12 protein-coding genes are annotated in these 20028 nt (G+C 51.5%); 3 read left to right on the top strand and 9 right to left on the bottom strand.

From position 1 onward, the window contains the following. Positions 1–150: 150 nt before the first annotated feature. On the top strand, positions 151–1950 hold the full coding sequence (locus BUA40_RS01305) for a glycoside hydrolase family 43 protein (protein ID WP_072797476.1): 1800 nt from the start codon (positions 151–153) through the stop codon (positions 1948–1950). 60 nt (positions 1951–2010) lie between these two features. On the opposite strand, the gene BUA40_RS01300 is transcribed toward BUA40_RS01305, so the two are convergent. Next, a complete protein-coding gene (locus tag BUA40_RS01300; RefSeq protein ID WP_072797475.1) occupies positions 2011–2643 on the bottom strand; it encodes a thiamine phosphate synthase in 633 nt (210 codons plus the stop codon). A 130-nt stretch (positions 2644–2773) separates the two neighbouring features. On the opposite strand from BUA40_RS01300, the gene BUA40_RS01295 reads away from it, so the two are divergent. Both BUA40_RS01295 and BUA40_RS01290 read left to right on the top strand, forming a co-directional pair. Next, positions 2774–7210, top strand: a complete 4437-nt coding sequence (locus BUA40_RS01295; protein WP_072797474.1) for an acyl-CoA dehydratase activase — start codon at positions 2774–2776, stop codon at positions 7208–7210. Positions 7211–7324: 114 nt separating this feature from the next. After that, positions 7325–8920, top strand: coding sequence for an ABC-F family ATP-binding cassette domain-containing protein (locus BUA40_RS01290; RefSeq protein ID WP_072797473.1), 1596 nt, complete (start codon positions 7325–7327; stop codon positions 8918–8920). Positions 8921–9022: 102 nt separating this feature from the next. Here the strand turns inward: BUA40_RS01290 and BUA40_RS01285 are convergent, their stop codons facing one another. The 8 genes from BUA40_RS01285 to BUA40_RS01255 form a co-directional block, all read right to left on the bottom strand. Next, positions 9023–11896, bottom strand: coding sequence for a T9SS type A sorting domain-containing protein (locus BUA40_RS01285; RefSeq protein WP_072797472.1), 2874 nt, complete (start codon positions 11894–11896; stop codon positions 9023–9025). Between the two features lie 202 nt (positions 11897–12098). Continuing rightward, positions 12099–13721 carry an ABC transporter ATP-binding protein gene (locus tag BUA40_RS01280; RefSeq protein WP_072797471.1) on the bottom strand — a complete coding sequence of 541 codons (1623 nt, stop codon included), beginning with the start codon at positions 13719–13721 and terminating at the stop codon, positions 12099–12101. Continuing rightward, positions 13718–13987 (bottom strand): PqqD family protein, encoded by a 270-nt coding sequence (locus tag BUA40_RS01275; protein ID WP_072797470.1) that lies wholly within the window; start codon positions 13985–13987, stop codon positions 13718–13720. The genes BUA40_RS01280 and BUA40_RS01275 overlap by 4 nt, the downstream gene beginning before the upstream one ends. Before the next feature lie 14 nt (positions 13988–14001). Then, positions 14002–14454, bottom strand: a complete 453-nt coding sequence (locus BUA40_RS01270) for a S24/S26 family peptidase (protein WP_072797469.1) — start codon at positions 14452–14454, stop codon at positions 14002–14004. Between the two features lie 4 nt (positions 14455–14458). Continuing rightward, a complete protein-coding gene (locus tag BUA40_RS01265; RefSeq protein ID WP_072797468.1) occupies positions 14459–15385 on the bottom strand; it encodes a hypothetical protein in 927 nt (308 codons plus the stop codon). Continuing rightward, a complete protein-coding gene (locus BUA40_RS01260; RefSeq protein ID WP_072797467.1) occupies positions 15382–16500 on the bottom strand; it encodes a nucleotidyltransferase domain-containing protein in 1119 nt (372 codons plus the stop codon). Before BUA40_RS01260 ends, BUA40_RS01265 begins: the two co-directional genes overlap by 4 nt. Positions 16501–16545: 45 nt before the next feature. Next, positions 16546–16689, bottom strand: a complete 144-nt coding sequence (locus BUA40_RS14470) for a hypothetical protein (RefSeq protein WP_178299500.1) — start codon at positions 16687–16689, stop codon at positions 16546–16548. A gap of 151 nt (positions 16690–16840) precedes the next feature. Further along, on the bottom strand, positions 16841–19843 hold the full coding sequence (locus BUA40_RS01255) for an InlB B-repeat-containing protein (RefSeq protein ID WP_178299497.1): 3003 nt from the start codon (positions 19841–19843) through the stop codon (positions 16841–16843). Between the last annotated feature and the right edge of the window lie 185 nt (positions 19844–20028).

Below are 20028 nucleotides of genomic sequence, written 5' to 3'. Positions count from 1 at the left end.
TTCCCCCTTACAACATGTGATATAAAGTACATTATAACCATGGAAAAAATGTCAATATTCTTATTAAAGTTGACAAAAAAGCCCGCCAAAGTGGAGTTATATTTATAACAGGTCATTAGTCCATCAATTTAGAGGTTCGGAGATTTAAGTATGAAGCGCATTTTACCACTGGCTATCGCTTTAGCAGGGGCTGTTTTTGCACAAGAACCCGTAATAGCCCCGTTTTGGCAAACAGTCTTCTACTATGAAGTCGATTCCAACGCCAACGACCTCTACAACGACTTGAACCTCCCCGATACCATCAGGCAGTATACCCGAGTCCCTGCCACCTGGGAAAGCAGCGATACGCTATTCCTCGGACACGACGGAAAAATCAAGGGCCGTCTCCTTGGCGAAAACAAGGAAGTCACCCTGACGGCGACCATGAAGAACCTTGAATCAGCCTCCGGACAAACCGAAAAGAAGGAATTCACCATCTCGATCCATGGGTTCGAACCGTATTCCAACTATCTTTTCGTGTATTTCCCGGCAAACGACAACGAGAACATCTACTACGCGCTGAGCAACGACGGATTCAACTATACGGCGATGAACGGGGGCAAGCGCGTTGTGGCCGCCGATACGGTGAGCGTCAAGAAGGGACTCCGCGACCCGCACGTGATGCGCGGCCCCGACGGTTGGTTCTACATGGTGAATACCGACATGAAGAGCTCCGAAGGCTGGTCCAGCAACCGCGGCATGGTACTCATGAAGTCCAAGGACTTAATCAACTGGAAACACAGTACGGTACACTTCCCCGATCGCTACAAGGGCAAGAACTTTGCAAATGTGACCCGCGTGTGGGCCCCGGAAACCATCTGGGACGACACCTACGACAACGGCGACGGAACCAAGGGCCGTCCGCTCGTGTATTTCTCGCTGCTGACCAACGACGGCACCATTGAATATGACCAAGTCTTCTTTGCATACGCCAACAAAGACTTTACCGACCTCGAAAGCGACCCCATCTACTACTATAGCCGAGGCAAGTCAACCATCGACATGGATATCGTCTATAATCCGGCCGATAAATACTACCACGCCTTCTACAAGAACGAGGGCGACGGCGGCATCAGCAAGGTAAGAGCCCTTGAACTGACCAAGTCGAACGGCACTAAGCCTGCCAACTGGTACCGGAAAAAGGACGGCCTGCAGCAAACAACCGAAGCCGTGGAAGGTGCAGGCATCTTCAAGCTAATTAACCAGGGAACTTGGATTTTAATGTACGACTGCTACATGAACGGACATTACCAATTCACCAGCAGTACTGACCTCGAAAACTTCACGTTCGTCCAAAATACCGAAATGAAGGGAGCATTCACGCCCCGCCACGGAACGGTCATCCCCATTACAGCAGCAGAAACCGCAGCCCTCATGAAAGCATTCCCCACTCCGGACTTTGAGCCGAGAGTCATCGAAGAACCCGATTCTATCGGCGTTTGCGACGGGAAGAAGGTTGTCGCCCCGTGCAGCGGCACCAAGATTATCCCGTACAGCAAAGTCGGCGATGGCGGTTGGAACGAATCGCTTGACTTGAAGGTAGCGAAAGGCGCTACAGTTACATTCGGCCCGCACCCATGGGACGGCAAAATCTGGAGCTGGGAAGGTCCGAACGGATTTAAATCGACCGACCGCGAAAACACCCTCAAGAATGTGGACGGCGACTTTAGCGGCTACTACACCGTAACCTACACCAACGAAACCGGATGCAAGAGCCAAGCCAAAATCAAGATGGTCGTAGACGACCCCGATAAGCCCTACAAGGAACCGGACACCACGACAACCATCGTTTCTAGGAATCAACGCGACTACACCAAGCCCATGCGTTTGAACCGCAACCCAGTTTACTTTGACTTGCTTGGCAACAGGCTCAAGAATAAGCCGAGAAATGGCGTTTATGTCCAGAAGTAGACTAGAGATGATGTGAAATGTGGGATGTGAGATGAGTAATTAACAACTACACATCACACATTACACATTTGAATTTACCGCACGACTTAATTTAATAAACGCATTTACCGGGTCGGCATAATTCCAGATGCCCCCGAGAACAGAGACTCCCTGCACTGGGAGTTTTTTGATTTCATCCAGCGTTTCGTGGTCAATGCCGCCAAAGGCAATTACTTGCGGGATCTTAGGAGCGTCCGTTCCGGACAAATCATTTAATTTATTCGCAACAAGTTCAATTCCGTGGAACTGGACCGGTTCAAAGACTGATTGTGGCTGGAATACCGGACCGACGAGCGCACCCGCCACCCATTCCGGCAGCTGTTCCAGCTGATCCAAGCTGCGGCAAAAGGCAATTGTATTCACGCGTTTCCAACTTTCGGGAACATCACCCAGCAGCGAGCCTGCCTCGGCGACGCAACCACGAACATCCAGGCGTTCCGCCAAATCGGGAGTGCCACGCACCCAAATGCGGTCGCGGCAATCCATCGGGAGCGCCATGAGCCAGCGCTCGTAATCGTTTTCCGTTGCATATGGCGAACCGCCTCTTCCCCGCTTCGAAAGAATCAGGCGCGAAAGCCCGCGGGAAAACATCTGTTCTATGTCGTCAAATTCCGAAGCAAAATCGTCTGGAGATGTCGTAAGCCACAATCGCATGGCCGAAATATAACATTTCGCACCTTTTTTGGGTGAGGAAAAACATTTATCCTCTTTTTTACAGTTTTCGTCGAAAAGTCCCTAAAATTTACTTACAGAAACAACCCAAATTTCTAAATTTACGCCCACTATGAGCAATATGAAGAACGATTTATGGGTCGGCGTGGACGTTGGTTCCACCACCGTGAAGATCGCGGTTGTCGATCCAGAGACCAACAAGCTTTTGCACTATACTTACCAGCGCCACAATGCCATGCAGGCACAGAAGGTTTTCGAGGTGCTGCGTGAGGCCCACGGACTTTTCCCCGATAAGAATTTTAGAGTCGCCTTCTGCGGAAGTGGCGGTCAGCCCTTCGCCGAAGCTACCCACGCCTTCTTTGTACAAGAAGTCGTCGCAAACGCACTCGCGGTGCGCGCCACCTACCCAGAATCTAGGGTCGCTATTGAACTCGGCGGCCAGGACGCCAAGGTCGTCTTCTTCGAAAAAGACAAGACCACTGGCAAGCTCATTGCCTCTGACATGCGTATGAACGGCGTGTGCGCCGGCGGTACCGGTGCATTTATCGACCAGGTTGCCGAACTTTTGCGCATCAAGACCGAAGCCTTCGAAGGCTTTGCCAAGCGTGGCCAAAAGGTCTACGAAATTTCGGGCCGTTGCGGCGTGTTCGCCAAGACCGACATCCAGCCGATGCTGAACAACGGTATCGCCAAGGAAGACATCGCCCTTTCCAGCTTCCATGCTATTGCCAAGCAAACCATCGGTGGTCTTGCCCAGGGTATGGAAATCAAGCCGCCCGTGATTTTCGAAGGTGGCCCGCTGACCTTTAACCCGACGCTTGTTCGCGCTTTCAAGGAACGCCTTGGAATTTCTGACGAACAGGCCATTGTGCCGGAACACTCCGAAGTGCTCGTAGCCATGGGTGCAGCCCTCTCCTTGGGCTCCATGTTTGCCGACCAGGAATGCTTCTACCGCAAAGACGGTTCGCTGGACGCACTCATCCACTTTAACGAAACCCGCCAGGCCGAAAACAAGGCCAAGGCCGCTGCAGACTTGTTCTTCAAGAACGACGCTGAATACCAGATGTTCCTCGAAGAACACAAGATGGCCGGAAACCACTACCCGCAGCCTGTTTCGGGCTCCACGCTCAACGTGTACCTGGGTATCGACGCGGGCTCGACCACTACGAAGTTCGTGCTCATGGACGAACAAGAAAACATCGTGGACGGTTTCTACGCAAGCAACAACGGCGAACCGCTCGCCGTGCTCAAGAACGCCCTCAATGAACTTTCAGACCGCTACGAAGAATACGGCTGTAAGCTCAACATCTTGGGCGTAGGTACAACCGGCTACGGCGAACAGCTGTTTGCTAAGGCCGTGCATGCCGACTTCCACACGGTGGAAACGGTAGCTCACGCCAACGCCGCCCAGAAGATTTGCCCCGACGTAAGCTTCATCTTGGACATCGGTGGTCAGGACATGAAGGCCATCTCCGTGCAGGACGGCGTGGTTACGGGTATCATTCTGAACGAAGCCTGCTCCTCGGGTTGCGGATCCTTTATCGAAACCTATGCCCGCAGCCTCGGCATTCCGATGGAAAAGATTGCAGAACTTGCCTTCAACGCGAAGAGCCCCTCTCAGCTGGGTTCCCGTTGCACGGTGTTCATGAACAGCTCCATCATCACCGAACAGCGCGACGGCAAGCAGCCCGAAGACATTATCGCAGGTATCTGCCGCTCCATCATCAACAACGTGTTTACGAAGGTGATTCGTATCCGCAACCTCAACACCCTCGGCAAGAAGGTCGTGGTGCAGGGCGGAACGTTCAAGAACAACGCCGTTCTCCGCGCCTTCGAACAGTACACCGGTCTCAAGCCGATTCGCCCAGAACGTCCGGGCGAAATGGGCGCTATCGGTATTGCACTCCTTACCAAGAAGTTCATGGAAGAAAAGCGCAAGACCGAACCGGAACTCAAGACCAAGTTCATCGGCCTTGATGCCATGAAGACCTTCAGCTGGCACAACCAGCCGGGTCAGCTCTGCCAGTACTGCACCAACCATTGCTCCCGTACCATCGTGACCTTTAGCGATGGCCAGAGCTTCGTGACCGGCAACCGCTGCGAACGCGGAGAAGTCACTGCCGACCCGAACGATCCGAAAACCAAGGCTCTCATCGCCGAAATCAACAAGAAGATGCAGTCCGTGCCCGACATGATCAAGCGCACGAACCAGCTGCTTGTGAAGGACTATGCCCCCGCAAAGCTTGTGGAGAACAACGGCAAGACCATCGGTATTCCGCGCGTGCTCGAATTCTGGGCAAGCCTCCCCTTCTGGAAGGCATTCTTCACCAGCCTCGGCTACACCGTCGTGGTAAGCCGCCAGAGCGACTACAAGATGTTCGAAGCGGGCCTCCACAGCGTGCCGTCTGACACGGTTTGCTTCCCGGCAAAGCTTGTGCACGGCCATGTGCTCAGCCTCATTGAAAAGAAGGTCGACCGCATCTTCTTCCCGATGATGGTTGCCATCCCGAGTGACCACACCAAATTCACGGCAACGTCCGTTTGCCCGGTGGTGCAGGCCTACCCGAACGTGTGCAAGAATACCGACGAGCCCGAAAAGAATTACGGCGTTCCCATGGACCAGCCGATTTTCCACTGGTTCAACGCTAAGCTCCGTCGCAACCAGACAATTGATTGGTTCCACGAACACTGGAAGCTCGACAAGAAGCTTTTGGACAAGGCCGTTACCGAAGGCGAAAAGGCGCTCAACAACTACCGCACCACGCTCCTTGAAGAAGGCCAGAAGATTTTGGACGATGTACGCGCAAAGAACAGCTTTGCCGTGGTGATCGCAGGCCGCCCGTACCACGCGGACACGCTCATCAACCACAACATCGCAAGCCACTTTACCGCCATGGGCATTCCGGTGCTTACCACCGAATCGCTCCCGGGCGTCTACGACCAGGATGTGCCGAGCCACACCCGTATCGAAATCAAGAATACCTTCCACTTGCGCATGATTGGCGCTACCATGATTGCTGCGAAGGATCCCAACATCGAACTTGCCCAGATCGTGAGCTTCGGTTGCGGACACGACTCGATTTTGACCGACGAAATGATGCGCATGCTGCACCTTGATTCTAACAAGGAAATGCTCATGCTCAAGCTCGACGAAGGCGACGCCCGCGGCCCGGTTGGCATCCGTATCAAGAGCTTTATCGAAACGGTGAAGGCTCGTCGCGCAGCAAACTTGCCCGACAAGCCCGAAAGCCACGAACCGCTGTTCCACACGCCGTTTGTGGCCGAGGACAAGAAGCGTCGTCGCATTCTGACGCCGAACCTCTCCCCCGCCTTCACCGTGCTCGCCAGCGAATACATGAAGCGCGAAGGCTACATTGCCGAATACCTGCCCGTGGCAGACAAGAAGGCAATCGAGCTCGGCAAGAAGTATGTGCATAACGACATCTGCTTCCCCTGCCAGGTGAACATCGGTGAAGCCCTCCGCTGGCTCGTCGAACACCCCGATGTTCCGCAAAACCAGGTTTCCATGTGCCTTGCCAAGAACTGCGAAAACTGCCGCGCCGTGCAGTATGCCGTGCTCGCCCGTAAGGCTCTTGACGAAGCAGGCTTCAAGGACGTCACCATCATTACGACCGGTGTCGACTACAAGGGTATGCACCCCGGCTTCCAGCTGGGTCTTGACTTCCGTCTCCACATGCTGTGGGGCCTTGTCACCATGGACGCCATCGAAACCATGTACCGCGCCGTTCGCCCGTACGAAGTGAACGCCGGCGACACCCAGAAAGTTTATGACGAATGGATGCCGAAGGTGATTGCTGTTGCTGGTCACCTCTCCACCGTTCAGCTGGTGCGCCCCTCCAAGCTCATCGAAGTCTTTGAACAGTGCATCGAAGCATTCAACGGTATCGAAATCACCGAAGAACGCAAGAAGGGCATCCGCAAGCCGCGCGTTGCCGTACTTGGCGAAATCTTGATGAACTACCACCCGAGTGCAAACGGCTTTGTAGAAAACTACCTGATGAACAACGGCATGGAAGTCTACCTGCCGGGTATGACGGACTTCTTCCGCGTCGACGAAGTGGTACGCGAAGAAAAGCTGAAGCGCGGATTCTCGGCAAACCCGGTGATGGACCGACTCGAAGGCGGCGTGACCTCCAAGGTCTACACGCACGCTGTAGAAACCGCCCGCAAGTCCATGCACAAGTTCAAGCTGTACGAACACCACGCCGACTGCGTTGAACTCAAGGACTACGTGTCCGACATCATCGACCCCACCTACAACACGGGTGAAGGTTGGATGATTCCGGGCGAAATCCTGTACAACTCGAAGCACGGAATCAACAGCTACATCATTCTGCAGCCGTTCGCCTGCCTTGCCAACCACATCTCTGGCCGCGGCCTCACCAAGGCTGTGAAGGAACGTTGCCCGCACATCCAGGTTCTCAGCCTCGACTACGACCCGGATACGAGCTTCGCGAACATCGAAAACCGCCTGCAGATGCTCATCATCAACGCACGTGAACTAGAAAAAGCGAACGCCGAAGCATAGCTTCGGCGGAGAGTAGACAGTAGGAAGTAAACAGTAGACAGAAACTTCTAACTTCCTACTACCTACTTCCAACAAACCTGTCTACTTCCTACTTCTAACTTCCTACTAAACAATATGCTCAACGTTTCCAATGTCAGTCTTCAATACGGTAGCCGCGTTCTTTTCAAGGAAGTGAACCTTTCCTTCAAGCGCGGCAACTGCTACGGAGTCATCGGTGCCAACGGCGCCGGAAAATCTACGTTCCTGAAAATCCTTTCGGGCGAACTTGAACCCAACACCGGTGAAGTCAGCAAGGACCCGGGCGAACGTATCGCCGTCCTTAAGCAGGACCACTTCGCCTACGAACAGAACACTGTTCTCGAAACGGTGATGATGGGCTACCCCGAACTCTATGAGCTCGGCAAGAAGCGCGACGAACTCTATGCGCTCCCCGAAATGACCGAAGAACAGGGCATGCAGGCCATGGAAATCGAAACCCGTTTCGGTGAAATCGGCGGTTACGAAGCTGACTCCAATGCTGCCGTGCTTTTGAAGGGTCTCGGCATTCCCGAAGAATTCCACTACAGCCTGATGGCAGACCTCGATGGTGGCCAAAAAATCCGCGTGCTCCTCGCCCAGGCTCTGTTTGGCAACCCGGACATTCTTCTGCTTGACGAACCGACGAACCACTTGGATTTGGAAACCGTCGGCTGGCTCGAAGACTACCTCGAACGCTTCGAAAACATCGTGATCGTGGTGAGCCACGACCGTCACTTCCTCAATGCAGTCTGCACCCACACTTGCGATATCGACTACGGCAAGATCAACATCTACGGTGGTAACTACGAATTCTGGTATGCAGCTAGCCAGCTCGCCCAGAAGCAGCGCAAGGACCAGAACCGCCGCGCCGAAGAAAAGATTGAAGAATTGAAGGCGTTCATCCGCCGCTTCGCTTCTAACGCAGCCAAGGCCAAGCAGGCTACCAGCCGTAAGAAGCTCCTCGACAAGATGACCGTCGAAGAAATGCCGGCTTCCAGCCGTAAGTTCCCGTGGGTCAACTTCAAGATGGACCGCGAACCGGGTAAGATCGTGCTCGAAGTCAAGAACGCCACCATCGATGGCGGCGACGGCATTATCTGCAAGAACCTGAACTTCAGCCTCAATAGCGGCGACAAGGTCGCTCTCGTCGGTGAATACGACACGCTCAAGACGGCATTCTTCCAGTTCATCGCCGAAGAAACCAAGGCCGACGAAGGCGTGCTCAAGTGGGGCAACACCATTAGCTACAGCTACTTCCCCAAAAACAACGACGCCTACTTCGGCACGGACCTCTCCCTCGTGGATTGGCTGCGCCAGTACAGCAAAGAACAGGATGAGACGTTCATCCGTGGCTTCCTCGGCCGTATGCTCTTTACCGGCGAAGAAGCCCTCAAGAGCGCAAACGTGCTCTCCGGTGGTGAAAAGGTGCGTTGCATGCTCTCCAAGATGATGCTTGCAAACGCAAACTGCCTGCTCCTCGATGAACCGACCGCTCACCTCGACTTGGAAGCCATCACGGCCCTCAACAACGGCCTTACCGCATTCCAGGGCCCGATAATCTTCTGCTCTCAGGACCACGAATTCGTGCAGACGATTGCAAACCGCGTGCTCGAACTGACTCCGAACGGCGTCATCGACCGCAGCATCACCTTCGACGAATGGCTTGAAACCAAGAAGAAGAGTAAGAAGTAGACAGTTATAGAATCTGCTATTCTACAAGATACGAAGATTTACAACTTTAAACAAGAAACCCTGCCGACGGCAGGGTTTCTTTCATTTTCATTCTGAAATTCATTATCGCGTCACAATCACGCGGTTTGCAAACAGCACCTTCTTGCCGTTATCGACTCGAACAAAATAGCTGCCCTTGGCGCGCACCAATTCGCGCAGCGGCACCGAGGCAGAGCTGCTGTAATAGCGGCTAGAAATCTTCTTGCCCTTCATGTCGAACACGCTAACTCGGGCAACGGTTGCATTCAAGTGCAGTTCCAGGTTACCGTTCGCATAGGTTACCGAGGCCGAAGCAATCGCCTTTGCAGACGGAGCAACCTTCGTTGTCCCTTCGGAACTCGAAGTTCCCATGTTCCAATCGCTCGGCACGCGGGCAGCAATGCCGCGGCCCGCCGTACTCATGTACACCACGCCGTAGGTATTCATGTCGCCCATCACGAATTCACCGTTGGCAAGGCCGCCATATTCATGACCGTCATCGTTCACGCGAGTCCAAGTTTTACCCTTGTCGTCGGAGCCGAATACGCCCGTCACTTTACCGACTGTTGCGAAAACGTAAATCGCCGGATAGCCGCCCTTTTCCTTGGGAGCGCCATAACCCACCGCTTCGCAGTAACCGACACCTTCAACCGCAACCCAAGTGGCACCTCCATCGGTTGAATGCAACAGCTTTCCGCTTGCCGGCGTACCGTTCGACGGATCCTGAATAGCGACTGGCAACCACAAATCGCCCTCAAAGCCCGGAATGGCACGGAACTTCTTGAACGCGCTTTCACCAGGCGTACTCACAGCCTTGAAGCTTGCGCCCGCATCGGCACTCTTGTAGAACTTGCCGTCAGCCTTAGTGTAAGCGTAGAACACGTCATCATTTTCAGGGTCACCCACCACGTAGGCAGAATTATCGATTCCTGAAACCTTTTCCCAAGTCGTGCCGTTGTAATTGCGATAGACATCGGTCGTTCCTTCCATCGGAACCCAGATGGTGTAAGTACCTTTTGCCGAAAGAGCTACCGTGCCCTTAGCGGCTTTTTCGTCAGGCCCTGTATAGGTCTCAACAGTCCAAGTCTTACCCGAGTCAAGGGAATACTGCACCGGGGCAATGGGAATTGCATTGTACTGGCCCTCGTAGGCTCGCTTGTCAGCCACCTTGGCCAATTTGCCACTCTTGGGAGCATAAGCAAGGCCCTGCGTCGTGCCCAGCGATACATTAGAGCCACCCACATTCGTCTGGTGCCTAAAGGCGGGATATTTTGCGATGTCATCGTGACGGAATCCGTCGTAGTCGCCGATAATCGAAACCATCGGGCCGCCCGGAATACTCACTACTTCAAAAGGCACAGTTTCTTCGACGCCATGCGCCGAGAAATGCCACACCTGATTCATCGTGAGCTGCGGTTCTTCCCAAGAATTCTCCGCTTCCTTATACACATAATCGCTCAGGTTGTCGCAGCGGAAAATGCCGTTACCCGAAGTCACAAAGACGCGGTTGTTGTCGAACGGATCCATGGCAACGCTTCCGGACCAGTGAATAGAACCGTTATGCATCCAGCCAATTCCATTGGCATCCATCTGCTTGGTCGTCGGATACACACCGCCTTCCATCCAGTAATACTTGAAGCTTGCAATCCAGGTTTTGCCGCCATCGGTCGTGTGGTAAATGTTAGTACCCCACTGGTCGCTCCACTTGCCGCTGGTATCGCTCGTGGCCGTGTACCAGAACTGCGGTCCACGATAGCCTTCGGTCGTCACGACCATTTCGTTGGCATTTTTCGGATTGATAGCAATACCGCCATAAGGGGCAATGTAGGGGTAATATTCTTCGCAAGTCTTGCCGGTACCGCCAGCAGCCTCGCAGTCGACCATGCCTTTCACGTCCACCTTGTCGTACTTGGCATCGCCGCCTTCGTCCAGGAAGTTTTCCGGAGAAACGTCGGACCAAGTCGCCGAAGCCACATCAAGCTGCAGCACCGCACCGCGGCCAAAGCCGTCATAAATCATGCCCCAGCCTTCGTCCCACATCATGGAATGCGGACCCGCACCATCGGCAAAAGTCACCGTCATCGTTTTTCCGTCGCCCGAAATCACCGCACGCTGCGGCATCAAGCGCACAATGCTCCCGCCGGCCGTGCTGCGCAGCGAATCCGGAATCGGGAGCGCCTTCCAGCTTGCACCGCCGTCGGTCGAGGTAAACACGTTTTCGAATGTGCCCTTGGCCGTCGTCCCTTCGCGCAAGAATCCGGCGTAAAGCACCTTGGAGCTGCCCGGAGCGTACTGCACAAAGCTGAAGCCCGAACCATTCCAAGTCGTATCGCTCCCGGCCGCCTTGGTCCAGGCATCCACATGGCTCCAGCTCGAACCGTTATCCGTCGATTTCCAGAGGCCCTTGTTCTTGGAGCCGTAGAACATAATCTTGGAATCGTTGGGGTCGACCGCCAAGGCTTCGCCGTTTCCGCGGCCCATGCCGTTGCCGTGTGCACCAAAGCGCGCCACTTTCGCCCCCTTGGTACCGTCTTCGTCCCAGGTGTAAATCACTTCCCAGGATTCGCCCTTGTCGCTACTGCGGAGAAACGCCGTGCGGCCGTTGTTCCAGTAACTGGTACCCGCCACCATATACACAACGCCCGACTCGACCGGATCAACGGCAATGGCCTCGATTCCCAAAAGGCCGCGCTCGGAAACATCGACCCAGTCCATCATCGATTCCCAGCGGGCAGTCGATTCGTTCCAGCGGTACGCGCCGCCCACGTCCGTGCGGGCATAGAAAAGTCCCTTGTCGACCGGAGACGCTATCACGGCGGAGACGAATCCGCCCCCGCCCATGCTCACGTTGCTCCAGCTGAAATCGGCCGCCTTTTCGGCAGAGTATGCGGCAGTCGCCTGCATGCCGATGATAGCGGCCAGGCTAAGTCCAAAAGCACCAAACAATCCTTTTTTCATAAATTCATCCCTAAACAACCATGGACAACAGGCCCATGCATCCAATTCAAAAATATATTTCAGGGGCAAAAAACGGCGAAAAAATCACTTTATGCGGCAAAAATCCGTTTTTAGCTTTTCAACACCCTTAAAATTCCCCCAAAAACGCCCCTTTACCGATTTCTCAGTATACAACGAGCGTCAGGGAATTCGAATGTATCTCTTATAATCTAACGACTTCGTCGCAAATTTCGGACATGGCCGAACGGTGCGTCACAAAAATCATGGTCTTGTCGGGGTAAGTCGCAAAAAGTCTTTCGAACAATTCGCGCTCCGTCGATTCGTCAAGCGAAGAACTCACCTCGTCAAAAAGCCAAACGTTCCCGCGCCGCAATAGACCGCGGGCAATTCCGATTCGCTGCGCCTGGCCCTCACTCAAGCCGCGACCGCGCTCGCCGATTTCTGTATCCAAGCCATCGGGCAAATCAAGCACAAAGTCAGCGCACGCCGCGTGCAACGCCTGCATCATTTCATGTTCGCTCGCATCGGGCTTAGCCAACTGCAAATTCAGGCGAACACTCCCGCTCAGCAAAGTATTGCCCTGCGGTACGTACACAAAGTTCGTGCGGGTCTCTTTGCCAATCGCGCACACCTCGGAATTTGAATAAATTAGCATTCGCCCGCTATCAGGCCTTACAAAGCCGAGCAGCAGCCGGAACAAAGTCGTCTTTCCGGCACCAGTCTTGCCCATAATCGCCGTTTTGGAGCCAGGCTCAAAATCGTGACTGAATTCTTCCAAAACCTCGTGCCGGCCCGCCGCATAGCCAAAATGCAGGTTCTCGAGTCGAACCCCGAGCGAGCCTTCAAGCGCCACAGGCGTTCCGTCCACTTCGGGTTCCTTGGATTTTTCAAGATCTTCCAAGCGGTCAATGCTCGCCGTAGTATGCACCACTTGCGGCACCATGTTCAAAATCGAAAGAATCGGGTGCTGAATCTGGCCCACCAGCTGCAAGAAGGACGTCATCATACCGAAGGTAATCGCCCCATCGCGCAGCCCGAGGCCGCCCCAAATAAAGGCGAGCAAATAGCCCAGCCCAAAGGCAGACCCGAGCGCAAAACGGGAAAGCGTGGTAAACCGCGTACGGCGCAACACATCGCTTTCCAAGTGTTGTTGCATGTCACTCAGGCGGTCCGCCACCCAGTTTTCGCTTTCGAGCGAACGCATGAGCACGTTGTGTTCTACACCCTCTTGCACCTGCATCTGGATTTTGGATTCGCGCTCACGAATCGCAAGCGTCATGTTCCTGAGCTTGCGAGACACCAGCTTACCGAGCACAATCGCCACCGGCGTAAGCAACAGCAACGCCCAAGCGAGCCGCGGATCAAACCAGCGCATCAAAAGGAACGCGCCCACCAGCTGTATCGCCGTCACAATCATTTGCGGCAAAGTTTCCATGGTTGTGGTCGACACCGACTCGATATCTTTCGAAAGCCTAGACGCCACATCACCCGAATGCAGTTCCACTCCCGCGTAAAGCTTACGCAGGAACAAGCCTTCAAAGACCTGCAGGCGCAAGCGATTCGACTGACGAACCATTGCCACATTCGTCATATAATAAAACAGGATACGCAAAACAATCGCGCCCACGACCGTTGCCACAAGCAGTGCAATCATTTGCACGATGTCGTCTTGACTACCCGTGCGAATTGTTTCATCTATAAAACGCTTGCTGAGCCATACCATTAACAGCCCAAGCGAGATTCGCCCCACGCCAAATACAATGCGGAGCGCAATATTCAGGCGGAAACCGCCGGTTTTATTCCACAGCCACGAAAGGTATCTCATTCAACAACGTTCACGTTTTTCCACTGCTCGACAATGCTCATCACATCGGTCAGCGCATCATCCGGAGCAACATCATATTCGTCGCACAGAGCTTCGGCCAAAGCCACTATCGTGAATTCGCCGAGTTCGCTTGCGCGCTTCCAAAGCCAAGACGCCGTTTCGTTGAGGCAAAGGAGCTTCCCGAAATCGAGAGCGCCAACGCCTTCGCCCATAATCACCTGTTCACCGCAAACTTCGCGCAGAACAAATCCTTTTTTGATGTGCATGGTGTACTCTCCTTCTAGAAATTCCGGATTCGAATGTAGACTCTATATAATTTAAGCAAATAACGACGCAAAGGTAAAAATTTGACCCACAATTTTTGGACAAATTGTATAAAAGGCGTGTAAAGAGATCTTTTGTAACCATTTGGATGCACAACATGCGTTACTTTAGCATAAATTTGTTTACATTCGCAAATTTCTCGTCCCTGCAAATTGCCGTCACCCATAAGCGTTGCACACCCGTCCTCTATCGAAAGGACTCTATGAACAACATAATTTCCGCCGATGACGCGGGCAAGCACAATGTCCATAGGCTTCACGTCAACGGGCTTGACCAGAAGAACACTGTCACGGCCACCTTCAATAAAGGGGCGCATGCTTCTCCCGTTCACCGGGAAAATCACCTCGACGCCCTCGCCCACTAGGCGAATGGCTTCCGAAAGAATCAACTCATCGTCTTTCTTCTGCATTTCCTTATCCGCATGTCATTCCGGACTTGATCCGGGATCGGCTTTCACTGACAGAAGCACAGCATAACTTCGCCGCCTCTTCGTCGGGCAAGCATTCCAAATACCACACAGGGACATTCATCGCAAGAGCGTTTTCGGTTTTGTGCAAGCCATCAGCAATGACAGCCTCCCAGCGTTTGCCCGAAATGCAAGGGACCAAGGCCGCATAGGCGCGCACGCCACGCAAGCGTTCGATCTTGTTGTACGGAGCCTGCGAAAGCATCACAAAACCGCCCAGTGCAAATTCCTGATTCTTGTAGCAAGGCGTCTTGCCGCTCCATGGCGAGCCGTAGACAACCGCTCGTGCGCCATCAAAAATGCGAACCACCGGGTTGTCGTCATTCAAAAGTTCCGAGCCTTCGTTATACTTTAGCCAAAGCCTTGCATGCGTACTCTTGCCAGTGCCGCTCTTGCCCAGGAACATATAGCCCTTACCATCATAACTCACGACAGCTGCATGGAACAGAGCCGTATTGTAAGGGGCCGTCGCAATGGCATACAAGACCATCATGGCGTTGTTCACCGCAAACCGGAGCAAAGCCAACGGTTCATCCCTCGGGACAAACAACGTGGCCATTCTGTAATCCTCGGAGCAAACCAGGACACCCGTCAACTTATGTTGCAGGCGAAAATCAAAAACAGATTTTTTACCAGCAGTAAGCCCACAAATAATCTGCTGGCCTTCTTCATCTTGGCACAATTCTTCGGTGTACTCCGGAGCTTCGCCGCATTCCACATTTACTTTAAAAAGATATTCGGAATTTTGCGCCGCAGGAACCGCAAACGGTTCGTAGTTGTCCATGCATTCGCTAAACAAACTATCGCAAAGGTCAGCAGCTGCGGACACCTTAAACACATGTTCCGCAACCTTGTAAGTTCCAGAAGAAATCATAGGGCAATTCTCCTGCGCTTAATACGCAAAGGAATCAGCGAAATCGTTGCACGCCAGTACTTGAGTTCCTTAAAGATGGCATTCACCGGGTCAAAGGTAAGCCAAGACAAGGCATTCATGCGATCCTTGAACCAACGAACAAAAACATTGCGGGGTTTAGGTTCCAACGCATACTGGCCAAAATTTCCACCCTCAAGCGCCAACTTCAATAAGCGCCTACCGCGGACGGCATCGGGAGCACAAAGCATCAAGTCTCGTTCAAGTCCGAGAACCTCCTGCAGCACCCACATCACGGCACCACAGGCACGCATCATGCTCAAACGTTTCATGACAGCTAACGCGGCGCTGCGGTCGCTTTCGGTAGAATGCCTAAGCAGCATCAGGTAATCCATATACTGCCTAAGACCAAGCCCGCGACTCAAAAAATGCTGTTGCAAGTGCGCCATTTGCATCACGAGCGCAAACTTGACCGACGGTGAATAAAAGCCCTCGGGTACCTTTTCAGCCTTACGGATTTCTTCGTTCAGGAACTTTTGCAACGATCCATTGCGGAACGGGATTCCCGATGCAGGCTTGAAATGCACCTCCACCGTAACGCCATCTTTATTCTTGGGCAAATGGATATGATGTTGGGAATAGGCATGGTCGTCGGTATCGGCATTTAGCAGATTCTGTTCATAAAGCAATTTAGACACGCTGTCGCGACCACCTTCGACCCAGATGTCGATATCGCCGCACTGCCTACTCAGCGGATCCGGATAAAGCCTTGCATTGGCAGGGCCCTTGAGCACCGCATTCTTACGGCCAGCACCGTCAAAAATCTGCGTCAGGCGGGCAGCCTCTTGGTTCAAAAGAGCATTCATGCCCGCAGTACCCTCGGCATCGAGGGACCAGCGCAAAAGCATCTTTCTTTCTGGACGAAAATTTTCAGGAAGTTTCTTGATTCCCAAAAACGCAATCGACAATACCGACTGGCGCTTTGCCAGTTTATATACAGCCTTCCAATCTTCTTCCGAAGGCGCCTTTTCTAGCCCCTTTAACTCGCCGGTCGTATCGAGCGCAAACCGCAAAAGTTCAAACAGGAGCAAATCCGTCTTTTTCAAAGCCAAACCCATGGCCGCAAAGATAGAAAAAAGGGACCGAATTCGGTCCCTGATAAATTAGGCGAAGTATTTTTTTTCGGATTCGTTTAAGTTGAATTCACCGCCGCTAAAAGCAATCAGCGGAATTTGCTCACGAAGGGAAACTACTTCCATCGAAGGAGGCAAATAGTCTTTTTTTTCTTTAATGTTATTTTGCGTCATTAGGGTGTCCCCTCAATTTCAGTACTCATACAGTCGGGATTTCCATCACAGCTGCCACATAGAATGCTCTGACACGCTATATCAATTTCTTCCATAGAAGGAGAAACGTATGCTTTCTTTTCTACCATTTCAGAATTCATTTTGCACTCCCTTACTTAATAATTACTCGTTTACCATTATAGTAATATGTTCCACGGGTCGTGGGCTTAGCATTCAATTTACGACCGCTCATATCAAACCAGCTGTTCAAACGAATCTCGCCTGTTGTAGCATCCATTTTTCCGGTTGCAATAACGTTATCGTTTTCATCAACAATTTCCACAGCAAGTTCATTTGAAACAATCCAACTTGCAGAATTCAAGGATTCTCCCGCAGACTTAGCCAAAGCAACATTCTTATGCTCCACCAAATAGGCTCGCAACGGTTTAATCTTCACATCACTTCCAGCCCTTACAAATTGACCAACTTTAACGCCTTCCTGAGCGGTTCCCGCAAAGCCCCAGATGTCACCCAATTCAGGATCATCATCAAACAATTTGTAAGCCCTGGTTCCAATGAACTCCCAAGAATTATTTGTCAATACTTCGATAGGATTGACATCCGTGTTAAAAGTCACCTTACCACTAAACGTGAGAGTTTCTGCGGTCGGCATCACCAAATACGGTGTATTTGCACCAAGGTTCTGTGTTTTCACATAACCAATCTTAACTTTACGAACACCATTTTCTTCAACAACTCTATTGAATTTATAGAACGTTCCACCCTTCACTTTAGAAGTATCAATCGAGAACGGAAGCATAATCGTGGACATCTTACCGATAGTGAACTTTCTATTGAACACCACCTGATCCACAAGGATATCCTTCTTAATTTCAATAGTATCAGGATCCGTGTATTCACCATCAATTTTAGCAACAGTCTTGTCGGAATATTCAGTAATCGTCACTGCACCAAAATGTCTTACCACAGGATCCTTCACCCAATGCGGATACAGGTTCAAATCTGCATTATCAGCATAGGTTGCGCCAAAATCATAAGCCTTATCACCATCAGGGGTCAAAGACCAACCATTTTGAGTATAACCTTCGCGAGTAAAGAAGCCTGCGCCCTTCAAGGTGACGGATTCTTTATAAGCCTTCTTGTCACTGGAGGCCGTACCATCAGAATTGTTATCAGCCACATAGGTAATGACATAGACTTCGGTTTCCCACTTGGCAAACAAAGTCTTGTTTCCGGTCGAACCTTGAGTGATCTGCGTAGCCTTTTCAGTAAAGGCTTCGTCATAGAACCAACCGATGAATTTAGCACCTTCCATTGCAGGGTCAGCAAGTACAATCGTTTCAGAAGTCACATTATATAGTGCCGGATTAGCCTTGTTATTAGTACCACCGTTCAACTCATAAGTGATTTCATAGTCAACCGCAGCCCAATTTGCATACAGGACATAGTTGTCATCAATTTCAGTATCAAATTTAAAGGCTTCTTTGCATGACGGATCCTTGCACCAGCCCGTATACTTATAACCGTCATCCGGTGTCGGCGCAGGCGGTTCGGTCAACTTTTCACCCTTATTCACGTTGACAAAATCAATCTTTGTCTTGCCATGACCATTTGCATCGTAGACAACAGTATAGGTGATTGCTTTCGTCCAAGAAGCATAAAGAGTCATGTTTTCTGTTGCAGTCAAGTCATCCAAATGCAGAGTATCCTTATCCGAAATTTCATCTTCGGATCCAAACACATGAGATTCAGTAGACCAGCCTGTAAAATAGTACTTATCGCCATTTTCATCGGTAACAGGGTCAAAGGAGGTGAAACCTTCCGCAGACACCATATCACCCTTGGCGACCTTTATAGTCATCGTCTTGGAACTATCAGCGAAAGCACCCATTGCAGCATCAAAGGTGATATCAAAATACGGATACCACACCGCATAAACCGTCGTCTGTCCCTTCAAAGCACCCAAATCTTCATCGGGTTTGGTAGCGTTTTTATCTAAAGACCAACCGGCAAAAGCACTGTCGGCATGAGACGGAACGCTAATTTCTTCAGCGGTAATCTTTGCACCCTTGGCAAGGACTTTCTTCGTCTTCGCATTTTCACCAAATGCACCGCTCTTGGCATTAAAGATAACCTTAAAGCCATCAGAGCCGTTTAAAGATACACCAGACACACCCACGGACCACGGAGAACTTACACTGCATTCCCCATCTTCAATTTTGCCACCATTCAAGGCGCAAATATGTTCTTCCATATTCACATTGGAAGCGCCAACCGATTCATCGCTCACATTAGCACTTTTTTTAACAGCTCCAACACCAGACTTGGCAACATCGGAATCGTAAACACAATCTTCAACATTGAGTTTGGTATCACCATCCACCTGTTTACCTACAATGGCACCAACAGCACCATTTGCCATACTTTCAAGTGTTTCGCCTGCATAAACACAAGATTTAACCGTTACCGTACTATTCTTCTTGACAAGCCCAACAATACCACCTACTTGAGCGTCGTTACCAGAAACACGGATATTCACTTCACTCAGGCAATTTGAAATCGTTCCCCCATGAACGTTTCCAACAATGCCACCGACGCCTTGTCCCTTTCCACTAGTCTGGATAGAACCGGAAGCAGCACAACCATCGATCGTTCCATTCTGTTGCCAACCAACAACCGCGCCAACAGAAATCTGATTCGTAGAACCCACAAGGCCGATATTGGAAGAACTTTGAATATCTACATTTTCAAGAGTCAGATTCTTGACGGTACCACCACTCATTGCCGCAATAAGGCCCACATTCTGAGCATATTTAGGTTGGTTAACCTTTTTAGCAATTTCGGCACCATCTATTCTCAGGTTGGAAATGGTATGACCATTTCCATCAAAAGTTCCGTTGAACAATTTATCACCACTACCGCCACAAATAGGGATAAAGAGTTCATTACCCATATCAAGGTCCGCATCAAGCCTAGCATTCATCACATACACTTGAGCTTTACCCCAAATTTTGTAGCCACTATTCGAAGAGTCAGAGAACCAAGCTAGTTCTTCTGCGCTCGTAATGATAAACACACCGTTTTCATCTTGCTGTGGACGGGACATAGACTTTCCGTCCCAGGCGGCGGCAAAAGCCTGTGCTACAAACAACATAATGGTGCATACAAGTACACCACAAAATCTATTCGTGAGAATATTTTTTTCCATCAAACCAACCTCGTTTTTTAGAAGTCGGGCTTAATATAGTCGTCCCTTAAAATCCCGCCCAGCCCGCATAACTATTGGGAAAAACTGATTTCTACCCTGTGAAAATATTGCAAGGTTTTCTAAAATATGAC

The organism is Fibrobacter sp. UWT2 (assembly GCF_900142545.1).
In the GTDB taxonomy this organism is placed as follows: domain Bacteria; phylum Fibrobacterota; class Fibrobacteria; order Fibrobacterales; family Fibrobacteraceae; genus Fibrobacter.
This window is presented reverse-complemented; position numbering and strand designations above follow the sequence as displayed.